The following is a 15633-nucleotide window of genomic DNA, read 5'->3' on the forward strand; positions in this document are numbered from 1 at the left end:
GTATTAGAAAAGAATATGTTTAAAGATCTAATGAGTTAAAAAGCCTAACCATGAGTTAAGGCTTTTTAACAAATAATAGGTCGAGCAATGCTTTATTGTGCGATAAGTAAAATGGCAAGTAGAAAGAAAATAGCACCACTAATTTTATTGAGTATCGTGAAATTATTTCCAGCTAACATTTTCTCTTTAAAAATTGAAGAGAAGTTTGCGTAAACTAAATGAATTAAAAAACCAATAAAACAAAAGGTTAAAGAAAGAATTAAAAATTGATTTAAAATCTCTTTCTTGATATCAATAAATTGAGGGAAGAGTGCGATAAAAAATACGATTGTTTTAGGATTAAGCAAAGATGCGAATAGGCCCTGATAAAACAATTTAGATTTACTTACAGCTTTATCTTTTTGTTGATCGGTCATTAACTCTTGGGTTGCAAGTTTTTTAGTAAAGTTTTTATATCCGAGATACATTAAATAAAATGCACCAATAAATTTTAAAACCGTAAAAATAGTAGGGTTACTAGTAATAATAAGTCCTACACCGCTGGCAGAAATTACAGCAATCACAAACATACCAATAATTAAACCACTTATTCCAAACAAAGCAGTTTTAACACCATAGTTAATTGAATTTGTGACAGTAAATAAAACTCCCGGTCCTGGGCTTAATAGGGTAAGAAATGCTATTGTTATAAATACTAAAAGACCGCTCACGCTGATATATCCTATTTATCAATTGAGGCAAGATTGTGCGGTTACTTTAAATGAGAAAATAATCGTTGTATACAGAAGGTTATGTATATTTAAGTCTTACATAGATTAAATATTTAAAATATAGATTTGTATAAATAAATAGGGCATATAAAACTATAAAAGTGAAAGCAACATAAACACACAACGTTAAAAATTGAGCATGTTAGTATACTAAGTCTATACCTCAAGAAATCTATAGTATGACGAAAAATGAACGGCAGTTTAAATCTGGCGAGTTTCAATTTTCCTTTTTAGCGTTTAAATATTGGGGTATATGGTTTTTAGCTTTTATTCTAATGTTATTTGCGATGTTACCTTGGGCTATTCAATGGCGCCTTGCTGACTTACTATCAAAAATAGCGTGGAAATCTTTAAGTTCTCGAAGAAAAACGACACTACGTAATTTACAAGCATGTTTCCCAGAAAAAACACCTTTGCAAATTGAAGCAAAAGCTAAACAGGTTTTTGTTGATACTTTAACGGGTGTATTTGAAGCTCTAAATGCTTGGTATTGTCCAAATTGGTTTAAAAGCCGTGTCCATATAGATGGTTTAGAAAATTTAACCAATAATCAGGAAAATGGCGTACTTTTATTAGGTACACACAGTACGCTTTTAGATGCAGGTGGAGCGGCGTGTACTTTATTCTTTAATATGGACGTGGTTTACCGACCTCAAAACAATCCGTTTTTAGATTTTCTGATTCATCGTAGTCGTGCGCGAGTGTATAAAAACCAAATTGCTCGAGACAACATGCGTGGACTCATACAAAACCTTAAACATGGTCATGCGATATGGTATAGCCCAGATCAGGATTTTGGCTTAAAACAAGGGGTCATGGCATCATTTTTCGGTATTCAAGCCGCTACTGTTACAGCGCATCGCAGACTAATGGATATCTCAAAAGCAGCAGCCGTGCCTTTATATTTTTACCGTAGTGGTAATATTCGTAATCCGCAATATCATGTTTTAGTAGAACCTAAATTAGAAAATTTCCCGAGTGGCTGTGAAGTTAGTGACGCTGAAAGGGTAAACAAGATTATTGAAAACCAAATTCGCATTGCTCCTACACAATACATGTGGTTTCACCGACGCTTTAAAACACGCCCTGCTGGTGAACAGAAATTCTATTAATGGCGTCAATAACTCAAGAATTAAAAGTACTTCTTTCAATTAAAATATAGAATATTAGATTTTTAATTGAAAGGATCTTTAATCAAATCAAGATGAAAGATGTTGAGTCAACGCTATAAAATTTTTCTTGTTTTAATTATTTTGAATATCGATTGCAAATGATTTTGAAGCGTGTATAGTCGAGCATAACTAACAAAATATTCTTGTCATCATAAATTTCTATTTCGCAGTTTTATTTATAAGTCTTCGGTTCATTCAGATATTTAAGTTTTCACGTCTATTTTTTTAGTTAAATTGGTTTCCCCAATAATAAGTTATAATATTTTAAAATTTAGGATAAATATATGTCTACTTCTACTGGTACAGTAAAATGGTTCAATGAAACTAAAGGTTTTGGTTTTATTGCGGCTGATGAAGGTAAGGATATTTTCGCTCATTTTACCGATATTCAAACACAAGGTTTTAAAGTTCTCTTAGAAGGCCAACGTGTTGAGTTTACTGTAGTACAGGGTAAAAAAGGCCCACAAGCTTCTAATATTGTGATTCTTCAGAATTCATAACTTCATAGAGCGACTAGAGTTGTTTTGAATATATTATTTAAATAGAATATGTTTAAAGCTAAAGCGCTTTAGTAGAGTTTAAAAACCCACTCTATGTTGTGGGTTTTTTATAAGTTTTAATTAAACTTATCTTTAAAATAAAAAGCAGAATAAAAATATGCTCTTAAAAGTGCTTCTAAATTTTTTGTTAAAATATAACTAATTAGGTGTGTGGTACTAAAATGGATATTTGTATTGGCGGTATTTTAGACGGTCAAAAGATAGAAAATCATAATGATGTTTTTAAGATAGAAGAGCACTATTCAGACAATAGCTCTCAGTATGTTAAGCAGCATTTTCACCTATTTGGAAAAATTTTTACTTTTTGGGTGTGCGAAGATATTGATTTACAACAAGCGATCAGAAAAGCTGAAAGAATTTTAGCGAATAAGAAAGAAACTCTTTAGTTGTTTGAACTAGGCATTTCTGTGCCTTTGTTTAATTTAAAAGATTTTCTTAGCAAACAATAGGTATTGTTTATATGAAATTAATAGAATGTTTTACAATACTATTGTGGTGTTACACAATTTAACATTTCTTGTGTGGTATTTACTAACAATAGTAATACATTAGGCTTAAGCTAAAATTGTTTTATTTATTGTGTAAATAAAACAAAAATCACTTTAATAATATACTTTATTAAAGTTGGTTCTTTATTCGATCTGTTATTATTAATTCAATATACATAATTAAATTATAGATAATATTTATTGTTATACACCTCTCTTAACAAAGGAAAACATGTTAAATGTTAAGTGCAGTACAACCTAATATTTGTTTTATTGGCAGTAGTAATCTCGCTTTAGCGTTAATAGGAGGGTTGGTTTTAAAAGGATTTAAAAAAGAAAAAATACATCTCATTGAAGAGAAAAAGATTAATGATACAAATACTTTGAAGCAAAAAGAAAATGGACTAAAAAAAGCTGAAATTGTTGTTTTGCTATTAGAGCCTAAACAATTAAAAGAGACACTTGTACCGCTAAAAAAATGGTTAGCTAGTAAAATTATAATTTCTATGATGGCGGGAGTAGATATTGCAAACTTGACTCGTTTTACGGGTTCGAAAAAAATTGTTCGTGTAATTTCAAATCCACCTGTGCTTACGCATACTGGGACGCATGTGCTTATTGCTTCAGAGCAAATGGACCAGCTTGATAAAGACCTAATCGAAATGCTGTACTCTGCAACGGGTCAGACTTTTTGGGCGCCGTCTGAAACGCAGACAGACGCAATTATTGCTTTGTCTGGTTCGGGACCAGCTTACTTTTTCTATATTTTAGATAGCATGATCAAGACAGGGGTTTCTTTAGGGCTCGATAAACAATTTGCTCTAGATTTAGCACTCCAAGCGGCTAGTGGTGCAGTTGAAATGGTCCGTAAAAGTAATGTCCCGCCAGCGGATCTGTGTGGTAAGGTGACGTTGGCTAACGGGATTACCGAATCAGCACTCAGAATGTTTGAGCTAGGAAATGTGTCCGATGATATACGTTTAGCTATGAAGGCCGCATATCATCGTAGTAAAGAAATCACTTCAGAAATTATTACTGAGGTGAGTTAGCGCTTCTTTAGCAAACTAGGCCTTTAAAAAGTATTCCCAAATAACGAAGCCTAAGCCAAACCCAATAAACGAGTAGAGAGTAATAATAAAGAATACAAAACTGGCCTTATTTTTTTTCTTCAAAATGTTCATGGCGATGCCTCCAATTCAGATTAATTACATTTTGAAGAAGTGACGGCTGTAATCATAGATACAGAATTTTTTAAAAAAAATATAACAGAGCTATCATCTGTTATATTTTTAAGGGTTTTCTCAATAAATATTTTAAAATCAATAAATTAAAGATTTAACTGTCAGCGTTTAACCTTTTTATTCAATTAGCATTAAATCGGCTGTATTAGCAGATTTGAGAGGGCGTAGGGCAAAGGTCGAACGGGTGTGGCGTATTCCTTTAATTGAATAAAGTTTTTTCCTTAAAAATCGTTCGTAATGGTCAGCATCTTTGACTGCTACTTTAACCAAATAATCATAGTCACCTGTGACGAGATGCGCTTCCACTACTTCAGGTATATCTGCTAATGCTTCACTGAAATTTTCTAGCATTTCGTCATCGTGGCGCTCTAAAGTAATTTCAATAAAAAAGACTTCATGAATGCCAATCGCTTTTTGGTTTACGTTTACCGTATATCCTTCAATAATTTTTAAAGTTTCTAGACGTTTCAGTCGTGTCCAGCATGGAGAAGATGAAAGACCTACTTCTTCGGCCAGTTGAGCAACGGTTAAACGGCCATTTCCACGCAATGCAGATAAAATTTTCCGATCTATACGATCTAGTGTGTATTCTGTTTTGTTCAAAATATAAACCAAAGAAGAATCTTCTGATAAAAATCAATATACTTCATTTTTATGCTGTGAATGTTTAAAAATTTTAAAAAATACAGGAAACATTTTGAGTCAAAGGTACATACACTATTTCTATGCATCGGACCTTTCTGGATAGAGGTTGGGATGGAGCAAAGAGCACTGTTTCAGTAAGGGTGACTAAACAGTGCTCTTTGCGGATTTCTTATTAATCTTTAAATCTATTTTTATTAACTGGCATGACATGTCAAAACAAATCAAATAATAACTTTTATTTATCAATTGAAGAAAAACTAATCATTATTTTTTATCTAAATTTTCCTTTAATGTAATTCCATTACAAAGGAGGAGCAAGGTTATGATCACCCAGCATGATATAAATCAAAAACAATATCAAAATAAATCTCTCGACTATTTAAATAGCCAAGCTCATTCTGAAGGTATTGAATTTAATAAATTTATTAATGAAATTCAGAAAATTGAAAAAGCTGTAGTCCTTGATTTAGGCTGTGGTGGTGGGCATGTTTCCTACAATGTTGCTCCGCATGCGGACCTTGTTTTTGCCTACGATTTATCTCATGAAATGTTAGACACCGTGTCTAAGGCTGCCAGCCAACGCAAATTAAAAAATATCTTTGTGCAGCAGGGCATTGCTGAAGATATGCCTTTTAGTGATCAGCAGTTTGATGTGGTTATTAGCCGATATTCTGCGCATCATTGGCAACATGTTCCGACTGCCATGAAAGAAGTAAACCGCGTGCTTAAGCCAGATGGCATTGTTATTTTTGTAGACATTATCAGTTCTAGCTCGCCTATATTGGATACGTTTTTACAGACCATCGAAACGATTCGAGACCCAAGTCATGTACGAAACTATAGTGTGAAAGAGTGGGTCTATTTTATTGAAGATGCGGGCTTTGATTTGGTGGGTTTAGATAAACAAACGCTTTCGTTAGACTTTGATAGTTGGGTAAAGCGAATGAAAACGCCTGAAGATCAAATCAAAACTTTACGTTATTTGCAGGAAGGTTCATCTGACCTTGTGAAGAAATATTTCAAAATTCAAAATGACGGTAGCTTTGAAAGCCATGTGGGCTATTTTATCTTTAAGAAATTAGGATTTTAAAGCGCTGAAATGAGTAAGGGTTTTAGTAGATTAGAAATGGATTAAATATCACTAAAACTCTTTTCTTGAATAACTCGAATAATATTAAAGATGGTTATAAAACAAATTTAATATCATTCATTTGTTAAAACTTAATCACACAATTTTTGTAAGGTGATTAAGTATTCAAAAGAGATGATGGTTATCCCATTTTCTTTATTATTAATAGACACTTATAAATAATTATTATTTAATACGCCCGCAATATTATCACTAATACTTTTAAAAACTTTGTCGGGGAAATAATGCGTAATTTTTTAGTAACGATTTTCACTCTATTCGTGGGAACATCAATTTATGCTGCTCAAGAATCTAAAAGTCTTGTAGGGCAAACACAATGCGAGAAAACAGTAGAACTGCATGGTTTTTTAAGCCGTGCTCAACTTGATTGTAATTATCATTATTCATCAGAGGCACTAATTCATGAAGCTGAAAAATGCACTAAACATGAGTTAGGTGATAAATATGGTAAAGAAGTCATGAGATTCGGCATGAATCAATTTGAAGAACGTAAGAAAGAAGATACAAAAGGTCAATTATGTAGTAGGGTTTTAAAAGAGTTTCCAAACTATATTAAAAAATAAAAAAATAAGGTTTTAAAAACCTCTTCTAGCAAGCCGATAAAATGGATTTAATTATCCATTTTATCGGTGTATCATTAAATATAATCTGCCAATTAAAATAGAAAATAAATCTTAAAAATCTACCTAATATCACATTGACACTTAAAATTTCTCTTATTTTCTTTATTTAAGCATGGGAAAGAGAGACTTTCTGCAATGTAAGTTACTAGATGATGAGTCTGTTAAACCGCTTTCGTTTTGTCATCATGATTCAATGGGTCACATAAATTATTGAAGTTTGTTTGGACCACATGAATAGCTGTTGAAAAGTCATAAATAGAAATAACCTTGCTAGAGAGTTGAGTATGATTACTTAAGAAATTTTCTAAACGTTGCTCAAAGCTATATGAAAACCGGATTAGCTCGATTGTATTTTTTAAAGTTTCTTTAGGTCTTTTGCCTGTAGCTACAGACTTTAAGTAACGTTGTAGTAGCCTTCTTGTTCTTAAATAAAAAGGAACTTCCAATTTTAAAATTAATGAGCTTTCAAGCAGTAATGGAAGTAAACGTTTGTCGTAAGCTCCCTCTACAATCCAGCTATCTTGTAAGATAATTTCTTTAATACCCAGTGAGATCTTTTCTTCCGAATTCTTTACAAACTCACTTCCACTTATATTCCAGTAGATCTCATCAAATGGATGAGTTGATATCTTTAATTGCTGGGCTAATTTATTAGCGATAGTTGTTTTACCAGCACCAGAAGGGCCTACAATATAAATTTTCATGCTTTATTTTTTTAAATGAATATTTCAATAAAATGGTTATAAATAGAAACTAGACTAAAGTTTATAAGTCACTCATCTGTTTTATCAAAGTTTAATAATTTTATTTTGTACAATAAAAACTCAATTATAATTCCGACTTGAAGGAAATAAACTCATGAAAAAACTTTTATTCATTTGTCTAATCGGTTTGGCAGTTACACAGGTTAATGCTCATTCTGGGGGTACAAACTCTAAAGGATGTCATACGAATAGTAAAACTGGTGACCATCATTGTCATTAAATAAGGGTATAAAAGAGTAAGCTGATTTCTGGTTTACTCTTTTTAATATCTTTAGTTTTATATTTTTTATAAATAATAAGAGGAAAAAGAATGGAAATGATATTGGGAGTATTTGGCTTATTGGTTTTATTTTTAATATTAAGCAAAAAGCATAAGAAGAAAAATCTCACTGATGTAAGATCAATAGTCTATTTGGTTGATATTGTTGGGGAGCAATCCTATCAAGCAAATTTAAGAAAGATTGCTGGGCCTAAGCAAGAAAAGTCAAAATATGTAGAAGTAATGGCTAGAGTTGTCTCTGAACCTTTTAATGCTTATGACAAGAACGCAGTTAAAATTGAAATTAATGGTTTAACAGTTGGCTATTTAAGTAGGGATGATGCCAAACTATTAGCTGGTAAAGTGATAAATAAGACTGTGCCAGCTTTAATTAATGGTGGTTGGCTTGATAACGATAGTGAAGGTAGCTATGGCGTAAAACTCGGTATTCAAAGTCTTAATGAATTAATATAACGAAGTGCATTTTTAAGTTTTACTTACATTTTAAAATCTAAAAAAAATAAAAGCATTCTCTAAGGTATTAATAAATCTTTTTACTCATGTTTTTAAAGCTTTATTTGTAGCCAATATCACATTGACACCTAAAACCCCTCCGATTATCCTTTGCTTGCTGGCCACATTGCCAGTCGGTTTTAGCAGGCCGTATTTACCCAACGCACACGAAAAAGTCTCTCTTTTTTGTGGGCATCCCTACGTGTCTCCCTCTGCGGCGGAATGATCTGACCCCATAAAGTTGGACAGTTAATTAAGCAGTTTTTATAAACTGATTTCTATATTGTACAGGGGATAATCCTTGTAGCTTCACCTTGATTCTCTCATGATTATAATAATGAATGTACTCTCGTATAGTTTTCTCTAACTCATCAATTGATTGAAATTTTTCACCATGAAAGCACTCCGATTTTAATATTCCAAAGAAGCTTTCTATTACAGCATTGTCCAAACAATTTCCCTTACGAGACATACTTTGAATTAAACCGTGTTGCTTTAATTGCTGTTGGTAATGAGCCATTTGATATTGCCATCCTTGATCTGAATGGAGAATTGGTTTCTCATGTCGCTTAAGTTTAGCTAAAGCATGAATGAGCATATCTTTCACTAACTCATAATTGAGTTTACGTTGGATTCGGAAGGTAATAATTTCCCCATTAAATAAATCTATAATTGGAGATAGATAAAGTTTTTCACCTTTTAAATTAAATTCCGTTACATCAGTTGCCCATTTTTGATTTGGGAGATTTGCTTTAAATTGCCGTTGTAAAACGTTATCAGCTATTGTTCCTACACAGCCACTTTTATATGAACGATATTTTAGTGCTCTGATACGTGACTTCAGCCCCATAGATTTCATGAGGCGATATACACACTTGTGGTTAATCATTATTCCTATATGTTTCAGAGCAAGAGTAATTCTACGATAGCCATAGCATCCCTTATGCTTGTGATATATGGACTTGATCTGCTGTTTTAACTCAGTATATTTATCCTTAGAGCGTACAGCTTTCATGTGATAGAAATAAGTACTACGAGCGATCTTGGCAATACTGAGTAAGAGCTTTAATGGATAAATTTGCCTTAATTCTGAAATAACTTGAACACTGTCTGCAGTAGAAATTGAATTTAGGTACGTTGCTTCAGTTTTAAGGCTTTTAGCTTTTTTAAAAAGGCAACCTCTGCACGTAAAGCGGTCACTTCATCAATGAGCTCCTGCTGAGATTTATCTTTGTCATCTTTTACAGGCTTGGTTATTTTAGTTTTATCTTGTTTAACCATATTGTTATAAATCCTCGTGGTATTAAACCCAGCAATCCTTTCTTTATAATACTGAGCTAGCCACCTTCTTAAAATTGACGTCCCGCTCAGATTTAACCTTCTTCTAACTTCTCTTACAGGTACCTTATCAAGAAGCATTTGTACAGCCTTGATTTTAAATTCGGAAGAGTAGTAGGTTTTTTTAGTTTTAACATTTAAGCCATCTTCACCTTGTGCCTTATAGTTTTCAATCCATAGCCGGACTGTTTGGAGATCTACATTAAATTCTTGTGAAAGGATTTTATAGCCTTTACTTCCATCTAAATAAGCCTGAATGACTTTTAATTTTAACTCTTTTGAATGCTTTGGAACTGGCATAGGACACACCTCATAAGTTTAAAAAGTCTAACTTATGGGGTGCAGTTCAGAACGGGAGGGGGACATCTTCGGATGTGCTGATTTTTGGGTAAATCAGTCTGCTAACCCCTTTTCGTTTCGCCACCATAATCATTTAGCAGTGATGTGGCGAAACTTCTTTATTACCCAAAGGAGTCCGCTATGCGTACTATTTCTTCTTTATTGGCTTTTGCCAAAGTCTCTCTATTCATACCACTCGAGCAATCTATAAAGCGGTTCAATCGACTTTAGGTTTTCTACAACCTTAGCTCGTTACGACTAAAAAATCATAGCAACAATAAAACCTGAGATAGCTTAGGCACATTTTTGTGCTGCTTTTGCATGCCTGTTTTTAGCACTCATTTTAAGAGTGACGGCATTTCTATCTCTTTTAGATACAACAAAAAATTATTTAAACGGTATTCCTATGCCAAATTTAGAATCTTCATTTAGAGCACTAAGAGTGCTTCACGTAGCAAAAAACTTATTTAATCAATATGGGTTTCATAAGGTCGGGGTCGACCAAATTATTGCAGAAGCCAAAGTTGCCAAGGCTACTTTTTACAACGACTTTCACTCAAAAGCACGACTCATCGAGATGTGTCTCACTTTTCAAAAAGACGCGCTCAAAGTAAAAGTGTTTTCCATTCTCTATTCTTACCGTGAGCAAATGGTGCTGGATAAACTTAAGCAGATTTACCTTTTACATGCCGACTTAAATGGCTTTTATCATTTACCCTTTAAAGCAATTTTTGAAATAGAAAAGCTCTACCCAGTTGCCTATAAAGTCGTGATTGATTATAGAAACTGGTTGGTTAGCGAAATCTATAAGGTGCTTTTAACCTTAAAATCTACGGCTTCACTCCAAGATGCTTACATGTTCTTATTTATGATTGATGGGGCAATGGTTCAGCTTTTAGATAAAAATGTGGTAGATGAAAGAGGTCGGTTGTTGGATTATTTCTTTTTAAATTTTGCTTAAGCGACAAAACTTATCTAAGAAAAAGCCTCCAAACAAGGAGGCTTTTTCTTAGCATTTAATTAAGTGCTTAGCTCAATTACACAGGTTTTGCAGCCTGTGCCATACCTTCAAAATATTGAACCGCAGGCGAGCGAGCCATATAAGCTAAAGCTTGCTCGGTGTCTCCCTCATGAATTGGGTTAAATTTTGGAGATACCCATCTTAACGTCGCTTTCCACAAATATTTAATGGTCGGTAAGTTGTCTGAGCGAGTTGCGGTTTTTTCAAATTCACGAATAATTTTGAAGTAGCCACGGCGCATCAATTTTTGAATATCTTCATGCTCTAAATCTTGCTTACCTAAACTACGGGCAAAGTCAGCAAGGAAGTAAATAAACAGTGGGAAAACCGCCGCCATAATCACTTGGCGCGACACATAAAACCCAAACTTGTTTGTCAAAAGGTGCTCAAATAAATCATAAGCAACACAGCGATGTTCAACTTCTTCAGCCAAATGCCAGCGGAACAAATCTGCTATAGCAGGGTCAGCTTGGTCCCAAGATTTACTATCCAGCGTCCATTGACCAATGGTTCCCGTAAAGTGCTCGATTGCAGCAATCACGCCTACTCTGAAAAGTAACCAATATTCATCAAGCTTTTCGCCTTTTAAAAATGGTATGCCTAGAGGTTTGTCACCCAACAAAATATTAAAAACAAAATGGGCACGGTTGAGTGTTTCTTGAATGTCGTAACCATTTTCACGTAAGAAGTCCTGTGCTTTTTCATGGGCACGTGCATGAGCAGCTTCTTGACGGACAAATCCAATCACTTCTTGTTTTAGTGCTTCATCGGTAATTAAGGGCAGGGTTTTATTAAACACACGGCAAAACCAAAACTCACCAGCTGGCAAGAGCATGTTAATGCCATTGGCGACATGCGAGCATAGCGGATCATTCGGCATCCAACAGACCGATGATTCGGTAAAATCGAAATGGACCTTTCTTGCTTTAAGCTGATGATTCCCTGTGATCATATACGTCACCCTATTCATAATTGTTCATTTAATGCGAATGGACAATTTTTAGCATTAAGTAAAATCGATCACCATGTGCTTAAGGGACAAAATGAGCCTCAAAAAGGTTTATAGAGATAAAAGCAGCTCTGTTAAAGATTAGATATATTTAACACAACACGAGGGTAAGCTTTTTTATTTTAAATATGAGATGAATAAAAAAAGCTCCTTAATAAAAAAGAGCTTTGGTTTTTATAATTTAAATTTTTAATTATAAATTTATTTTATTTTAATCTAGCTAAAACTAGCTAGCTTAGAAGTTTAGATCGCTTGCCACTGATCTTTAACTTCTTCTGAGTTTTTATTCAGAATGACTTGGTCTTCTTTTACTTCCCCAATCCATCCAGTAGGAATGAGGTGATGTTGACCACTTTCGTCTCGGGTGAGTTTTAACTGGTTTTCACCTTCAAGATGATCGACAGTACCTACTTTAGTACCACAAGAAGCAATAACATCTGCGTGTTTTTTAATATCATTAATATTTAAAGTGTTCATTTTAGACCTCTTCTTTGGAAATAGAAAAACGGTAAGAACTAAACTACTTTAAATAATCGATTAAATGTTGAGTTTTTAATAAACCTTACATGATCGGATTATAAGTTCACTTAATCGTGATATTTGAGTAACAGTGAAATAATTAGATATAAAACTAATAATATTTTTCTTTTTATTACAATTTATATGTTTATCTAAACAGAAATCTTTAGTTATGGTTGGGTTAAGTCTTATAAATAATTATTTGCAATGAATATTAAAATACCTATAAACATGACGATACTGAGCAGTTTGAGTGAATTTGAAGCTGCCCTAGCTGAAGATAAAAGTAAGCTTCGTATAAATTTACTTTTTCAGCTTGTAAATTTAACTCAAAATTTGCCTCATCCAGCTTCGGGTCAAACCTATCAACGTTGGCAACTTTTTGCGCAGATTGCTGGAGTCGACTTAAGTCTAGCTAAGCTATTTGAGTCTCATTGTGATGCTTTAAGCATTTTAAATGAATTGGGCTATCAGCAAGAAATAGATGACCAGACTTGGGCAGTTTGGGCAGCAGACGGTGGACCAGCACCATTGCAAATAAAAGACAATCTTTGTAATGGCATAAAACCTTGGTGCTCTGGTGCTGAATTCATTGAAAAAGCTTTAATAAGTTATAAAGATCAGCAAGGGCAAGCGCAGCTTTGTATTGTTGGCTTAATTCATCCATCCATTACAACCGATTTAAGCCACTGGCACGCTGTAGGCATGCATGCGACACAGACTGCGCAAGTAACTTTTAAAAATACACCTGTTAAATTGATTGGTCAGCCAAATAGTTATTTAAAACGCCCAGGTTTTTGGCATGGTGCAGCAGGTGTAGCGGCCTGTTGGTATGGTGCCGCCGTGCGTCTAGCTAACTTTTTGCAAGAAAGCTGTCAGGCAAATCCTAATCCGTATAAAAAATTGTATTTAGGTGAGGTCGCTCAGCAACTAGAAATCACTAAGCAGTATTTTCAATATGTTGGCAAGCTGATTGACCAGAAACCAACGCTAAGTCATGAGCGGGAAATACGCATATTACGTGCCCAAACAGAACAATGCTGTTTGAGCATTATTGAGCGAGTAGGGAAAGCCTTGGGTGCTCGTCCTTTTTGTGAAGATGCGACATTTGCTCAGCTCATGGCTGATCTGCCTGTGTTTATCAGGCAAAGTCATGCTGCTTTTGACTATGAACAAATTGCAGAACTCTGTGTGTCGGAGCAAAGCCTATGGGAACTTTAAAACATCCTTTGGTTGAAGACCGCGTTATTTTTGGTGAGGGTACGGCCAAAGAGCAATGGTTAAAGGCATTTCAAGAACAACCGTTAGCAGCTTTAGATCTTGAGTTATTTCGTTCTAAAAGAGTGGTGATTGTCGCTCCACATCCTGATGATGAAGTGCTTGGCTGTGGCGGGTTAATGCAGCAACTGATCACGCTGAATTGTAAAATAGTGGTTTTAGCTGTCAGTAACGGCACACAAAGTCATCCTAAATCTACAAAATATTCTCCAGATCAGCTTAATACTCTTCGTCCGCAAGAAAGCTTGGCGGCCTTAAATTGTCTGGGCGTAGCAGAGTCAACCGAGCATTTAGAGCTTAATTTGTTAGATGGCCAGATCCATTTGCAAACCGAACAACTGTGGCAGAGTTTAGACAAGTTGGTTCAAGCCAACGATATTCTAATTTGTAGTTATGAATTTGATGGTCACCCAGACCATGAAGCCGTGGGTAAAACCGTACAAGCCTATGCAACCGCTAAGCAACTACTCTGTTTACACGTATTAATTTGGGCTTGGCATTGGGCACAGCCTTTAGACCCACGCATTGATTGGCACCGAGCAAAAGCATTTTCCTTAACACCTGAACAGCTAACTAAAAAACATCAAGCAATTTTGCAGTTTAAAACCCAACTTGAAGCAGATGAAACTACGGGTAATGCCGCCGTTCTCTCTCCAAATGCGATTAAACGTCTTTTAATGCCTTATGAGGTTTATTTGAGTGATTCATTCTCGCTTGTACTTTGAAGATTTATATCGTCATAACAGTGATCCATGGGGCTATGACTTTCATTGGTATGAAGCACGTAAAAGACAAATTTGTCTCGCGTTGCTGACAAAACCCCGCTACCTAAAGGTGCTAGAAGTCGGCTGTTCAAATGGACATTTAAGTTTTCATTTGGCGCAAAGAACTGAGGAGTTAGTGTGTATAGATGTCTCTGAGCGTGCTGTTCAATTGGCGTCCGAGCGTTTAAAAGGATTTGAGCATGTTGTGGTTGAAAACAGGAAAATACCCGAAGACTACTCAATTCAAAAATTTGATCTGATTTTAATTAGTGAGATGGCCTATTACTTATCCAAGGATGAATTACATCAGTTTATTGAAAAATTAAAGCATAGTTTAAATGATGACGGTGAGATTCTGTGTTGTCACTGGCGTCATGAAATTCAAGATTTTGAGTTAGACGCTGAGCAAGTCCATCAAGCATTTCAGCAACATTTCCCATTTCATCATTACCTCAGCTTAAACGACCCAGACTTTATGATTGATCTATGGACGGCGAACACCTCCTCTTTAGCGCAGCAGGAAAAACTAAGATGAAAATAGGTATCGTTATTCCAGCGCATAACGAAGAGCACTATCTATCGGCCTGCCTGCAATCTATTCAGGTCGCCATAGATAACATCGGCGGTTATGAGGTAGAAGTGCTTGTTGTACTTGATAGCTGTACAGATCAGTCGCGGTTGATTGTCCAAAGCCATCAAATCAACTGGATTGAATGTAACTATGCATGTGTCGGCAAGGCGAGGGATTTAGGAATCCGTCATTTAATCGGGCGTGGTGTAACTTGGATTGCATGTACCGATGCAGACACCGTGGTGAGTCCAGATTGGCTGCGCTATCAAATCCAGCACCAACCCACAGATGCAATTTGCGGCACTGTAACGCTAGACGATTTTAGTCATCTCTCTATAACGAAACAGCAAAAATATTTAGCGCACTATAAAGATCAGATGGACCACGAGCATATTCACGGGGCAAATTTAAGTTTTAGTGCAGAGGTCTATCTTTTGGTCGGTGGCTTTGAGCCTATTTCATGTCATGAAGATGTGTCTTTAATCAAAAAATTGATCAAGCATTGTTGCAATATTACTTGGAGTAATCTGGTTCGAGTAACTACAAGTAGTCGTTTAAATGGACGCGCACCTCAAGGTTTATCCTACTTTTTAAATAATCTCTAATGAC

Annotated in this window: 21 protein-coding genes; 13 read left to right on the forward strand and 8 right to left on the reverse strand. The window is 34.9% G+C overall.

Annotated features, from left to right (window positions below):
- Positions 1–92: 92 nt before the first annotated feature.
- The gene (locus tag JGE69_RS02275) at positions 93–710 is read right to left on the reverse strand and encodes a LysE family translocator (protein ID WP_017399418.1); all 618 of its coding nucleotides are present in this window, start codon (positions 708–710) and stop codon (positions 93–95) included.
- A gap of 239 nt (positions 711–949) precedes the next feature.
- On the opposite strand from JGE69_RS02275, the gene JGE69_RS02280 reads away from it, so the two are divergent.
- The 4 genes from JGE69_RS02280 to JGE69_RS02295 all read left to right on the forward strand — a co-directional run bounded on the left by JGE69_RS02280 (position 950) and on the right by JGE69_RS02295 (position 4039).
- Positions 950–1882: a lauroyl acyltransferase gene (locus tag JGE69_RS02280; protein WP_199112132.1), complete on the forward strand. Its 933-nt coding sequence runs from the start codon at positions 950–952 to the stop codon at positions 1880–1882.
- Between the two features lie 344 nt (positions 1883–2226).
- On the forward strand, positions 2227–2442 hold the full coding sequence (locus JGE69_RS02285) for a cold-shock protein (RefSeq protein ID WP_005070223.1): 216 nt from the start codon (positions 2227–2229) through the stop codon (positions 2440–2442).
- Positions 2443–2663: 221 nt separating this feature from the next.
- Positions 2664–2888: a hypothetical protein gene (locus JGE69_RS02290; protein WP_002117453.1), complete on the forward strand. Its 225-nt coding sequence runs from the start codon at positions 2664–2666 to the stop codon at positions 2886–2888.
- Positions 2889–3229: 341 nt separating this feature from the next.
- A complete protein-coding gene (locus JGE69_RS02295; RefSeq protein ID WP_060465951.1) occupies positions 3230–4039 on the forward strand; it encodes a pyrroline-5-carboxylate reductase family protein in 810 nt (269 codons plus the stop codon).
- A 15-nt stretch (positions 4040–4054) separates the two neighbouring features.
- Here JGE69_RS02295 and JGE69_RS02300 read toward each other — a convergent pair whose 3' ends face one another.
- Both JGE69_RS02300 and JGE69_RS02305 read right to left on the reverse strand, forming a co-directional pair.
- Positions 4055–4171, reverse strand: a complete 117-nt coding sequence (locus JGE69_RS02300) for a hypothetical protein (protein ID WP_002117441.1) — start codon at positions 4169–4171, stop codon at positions 4055–4057.
- Between the two features lie 177 nt (positions 4172–4348).
- Positions 4349–4834 (reverse strand): Lrp/AsnC family transcriptional regulator, encoded by a 486-nt coding sequence (locus tag JGE69_RS02305; RefSeq protein ID WP_031944692.1) that lies wholly within the window; start codon positions 4832–4834, stop codon positions 4349–4351.
- A gap of 364 nt (positions 4835–5198) precedes the next feature.
- On the opposite strand from JGE69_RS02305, the gene JGE69_RS02310 reads away from it, so the two are divergent.
- On the forward strand, positions 5199–5966 hold the full coding sequence (locus JGE69_RS02310) for a class I SAM-dependent methyltransferase (protein WP_199112134.1): 768 nt from the start codon (positions 5199–5201) through the stop codon (positions 5964–5966).
- A 284-nt stretch (positions 5967–6250) separates the two neighbouring features.
- Entirely contained in the window at positions 6251–6589 is a 339-nt protein-coding gene (locus JGE69_RS02315) for a hypothetical protein (RefSeq protein ID WP_060465949.1), read from the forward strand.
- A 221-nt stretch (positions 6590–6810) separates the two neighbouring features.
- Here the strand turns inward: JGE69_RS02315 and JGE69_RS02320 are convergent, their stop codons facing one another.
- Positions 6811–7353 (reverse strand): AAA family ATPase, encoded by a 543-nt coding sequence (locus JGE69_RS02320; protein ID WP_199112136.1) that lies wholly within the window; start codon positions 7351–7353, stop codon positions 6811–6813.
- 154 nt (positions 7354–7507) lie between these two features.
- On the opposite strand from JGE69_RS02320, the gene JGE69_RS02325 reads away from it, so the two are divergent.
- Together JGE69_RS02325 and JGE69_RS02330 are read left to right on the forward strand one after the other, a co-directional pair.
- Entirely contained in the window at positions 7508–7633 is a 126-nt protein-coding gene (locus JGE69_RS02325) for a YHYH domain-containing protein (protein WP_005076872.1), read from the forward strand.
- A gap of 90 nt (positions 7634–7723) precedes the next feature.
- Positions 7724–8146, forward strand: coding sequence for a hypothetical protein (locus JGE69_RS02330; protein ID WP_199112138.1), 423 nt, complete (start codon positions 7724–7726; stop codon positions 8144–8146).
- A gap of 292 nt (positions 8147–8438) precedes the next feature.
- On the opposite strand, the gene JGE69_RS02335 is transcribed toward JGE69_RS02330, so the two are convergent.
- Both JGE69_RS02335 and JGE69_RS02340 read right to left on the reverse strand, forming a co-directional pair.
- Positions 8439–9308, reverse strand: coding sequence for an IS3 family transposase (locus JGE69_RS02335; protein ID WP_155726865.1), 870 nt, complete (start codon positions 9306–9308; stop codon positions 8439–8441).
- Between the two features lie 5 nt (positions 9309–9313).
- Entirely contained in the window at positions 9314–9823 is a 510-nt protein-coding gene (locus JGE69_RS02340) for a helix-turn-helix domain-containing protein (RefSeq protein ID WP_199112139.1), read from the reverse strand.
- A gap of 445 nt (positions 9824–10268) precedes the next feature.
- Here JGE69_RS02340 and JGE69_RS02345 point away from each other — a divergent pair, with 445 nt between their 5' ends.
- On the forward strand, positions 10269–10823 hold the full coding sequence (locus JGE69_RS02345) for a TetR/AcrR family transcriptional regulator (protein WP_151283603.1): 555 nt from the start codon (positions 10269–10271) through the stop codon (positions 10821–10823).
- 76 nt (positions 10824–10899) lie between these two features.
- Here the strand turns inward: JGE69_RS02345 and JGE69_RS02350 are convergent, their stop codons facing one another.
- Entirely contained in the window at positions 10900–11835 is a 936-nt protein-coding gene (locus JGE69_RS02350; protein WP_199112140.1) for a metal-dependent hydrolase, read from the reverse strand.
- A gap of 300 nt (positions 11836–12135) precedes the next feature.
- On the reverse strand, positions 12136–12369 hold the full coding sequence (locus JGE69_RS02360) for a DUF2171 domain-containing protein (RefSeq protein WP_014206240.1): 234 nt from the start codon (positions 12367–12369) through the stop codon (positions 12136–12138).
- Between the two features lie 249 nt (positions 12370–12618).
- Between JGE69_RS02360 and JGE69_RS02365 the strand changes: the two genes are divergently transcribed.
- From JGE69_RS02365 to JGE69_RS02380, 4 genes are read left to right on the forward strand one after another with little or no spacing between them, the layout of a single operon-like run.
- A complete protein-coding gene (locus JGE69_RS02365) occupies positions 12619–13632 on the forward strand; it encodes an acyl-CoA dehydrogenase (RefSeq protein WP_199112141.1) in 1014 nt (337 codons plus the stop codon).
- Entirely contained in the window at positions 13620–14414 is a 795-nt protein-coding gene (locus tag JGE69_RS02370) for a PIG-L deacetylase family protein (protein ID WP_199112142.1), read from the forward strand. Before JGE69_RS02365 ends, JGE69_RS02370 begins: the two co-directional genes overlap by 13 nt.
- Complete coding sequence (locus JGE69_RS02375; protein ID WP_199112143.1) at positions 14389–14988, forward strand: class I SAM-dependent methyltransferase; 600 nt, start codon at positions 14389–14391, stop codon at positions 14986–14988. The genes JGE69_RS02370 and JGE69_RS02375 overlap by 26 nt, the downstream gene beginning before the upstream one ends.
- On the forward strand, positions 14985–15629 hold the full coding sequence (locus JGE69_RS02380; RefSeq protein WP_063098460.1) for a glycosyltransferase: 645 nt from the start codon (positions 14985–14987) through the stop codon (positions 15627–15629). The genes JGE69_RS02375 and JGE69_RS02380 overlap by 4 nt, the downstream gene beginning before the upstream one ends.
- Positions 15630–15633 lie beyond the last annotated feature (4 nt).

The organism is Acinetobacter sp. C13, from assembly GCF_016809775.1.
In the GTDB taxonomy this organism is placed as follows: domain Bacteria; phylum Pseudomonadota; class Gammaproteobacteria; order Pseudomonadales; family Moraxellaceae; genus Acinetobacter; species Acinetobacter pittii.

What these genes read in the sequence shown, in the direction of transcription:
- JGE69_RS02280 (WP_199112132.1), top strand. Translation starts at nt 950, where the DNA reads ATGACGAAAAATGAACGGCAGTTTAAATCTGGCGAGTTTCAATTTTCC.
- JGE69_RS02290 (WP_002117453.1), top strand. Translation starts at nt 2,664, where the DNA reads ATGGATATTTGTATTGGCGGTATTTTAGACGGTCAAAAGATAGAAAAT.
- JGE69_RS02330 (WP_199112138.1), top strand. Translation starts at nt 7,724, where the DNA reads ATGGAAATGATATTGGGAGTATTTGGCTTATTGGTTTTATTTTTAATA.
- JGE69_RS02295 (WP_060465951.1), top strand. Translation starts at nt 3,230, where the DNA reads ATGTTAAGTGCAGTACAACCTAATATTTGTTTTATTGGCAGTAGTAAT.
- JGE69_RS02300 (WP_002117441.1), bottom strand. Translation starts at nt 4,171, where the DNA reads ATGAACATTTTGAAGAAAAAAAATAAGGCCAGTTTTGTATTCTTTATT.
- JGE69_RS02350 (WP_199112140.1), bottom strand. Translation starts at nt 11,835, where the DNA reads ATGATCACAGGGAATCATCAGCTTAAAGCAAGAAAGGTCCATTTCGAT.
- JGE69_RS02360 (WP_014206240.1), bottom strand. Translation starts at nt 12,369, where the DNA reads ATGAACACTTTAAATATTAATGATATTAAAAAACACGCAGATGTTATT.
- JGE69_RS02325 (WP_005076872.1), top strand. Translation starts at nt 7,508, where the DNA reads ATGAAAAAACTTTTATTCATTTGTCTAATCGGTTTGGCAGTTACACAG.
- JGE69_RS02315 (WP_060465949.1), top strand. Translation starts at nt 6,251, where the DNA reads ATGCGTAATTTTTTAGTAACGATTTTCACTCTATTCGTGGGAACATCA.
- JGE69_RS02370 (WP_199112142.1), top strand. Translation starts at nt 13,620, where the DNA reads ATGGGAACTTTAAAACATCCTTTGGTTGAAGACCGCGTTATTTTTGGT.
- JGE69_RS02340 (WP_199112139.1), bottom strand. Translation starts at nt 9,823, where the DNA reads ATGCCAGTTCCAAAGCATTCAAAAGAGTTAAAATTAAAAGTCATTCAG.
- JGE69_RS02365 (WP_199112141.1), top strand. Translation starts at nt 12,619, where the DNA reads ATGAATATTAAAATACCTATAAACATGACGATACTGAGCAGTTTGAGT.
- JGE69_RS02345 (WP_151283603.1), top strand. Translation starts at nt 10,269, where the DNA reads ATGCCAAATTTAGAATCTTCATTTAGAGCACTAAGAGTGCTTCACGTA.
- JGE69_RS02320 (WP_199112136.1), bottom strand. Translation starts at nt 7,353, where the DNA reads ATGAAAATTTATATTGTAGGCCCTTCTGGTGCTGGTAAAACAACTATC.
- JGE69_RS02380 (WP_063098460.1), top strand. Translation starts at nt 14,985, where the DNA reads ATGAAAATAGGTATCGTTATTCCAGCGCATAACGAAGAGCACTATCTA.
- JGE69_RS02285 (WP_005070223.1), top strand. Translation starts at nt 2,227, where the DNA reads ATGTCTACTTCTACTGGTACAGTAAAATGGTTCAATGAAACTAAAGGT.
- JGE69_RS02310 (WP_199112134.1), top strand. Translation starts at nt 5,199, where the DNA reads ATGATCACCCAGCATGATATAAATCAAAAACAATATCAAAATAAATCT.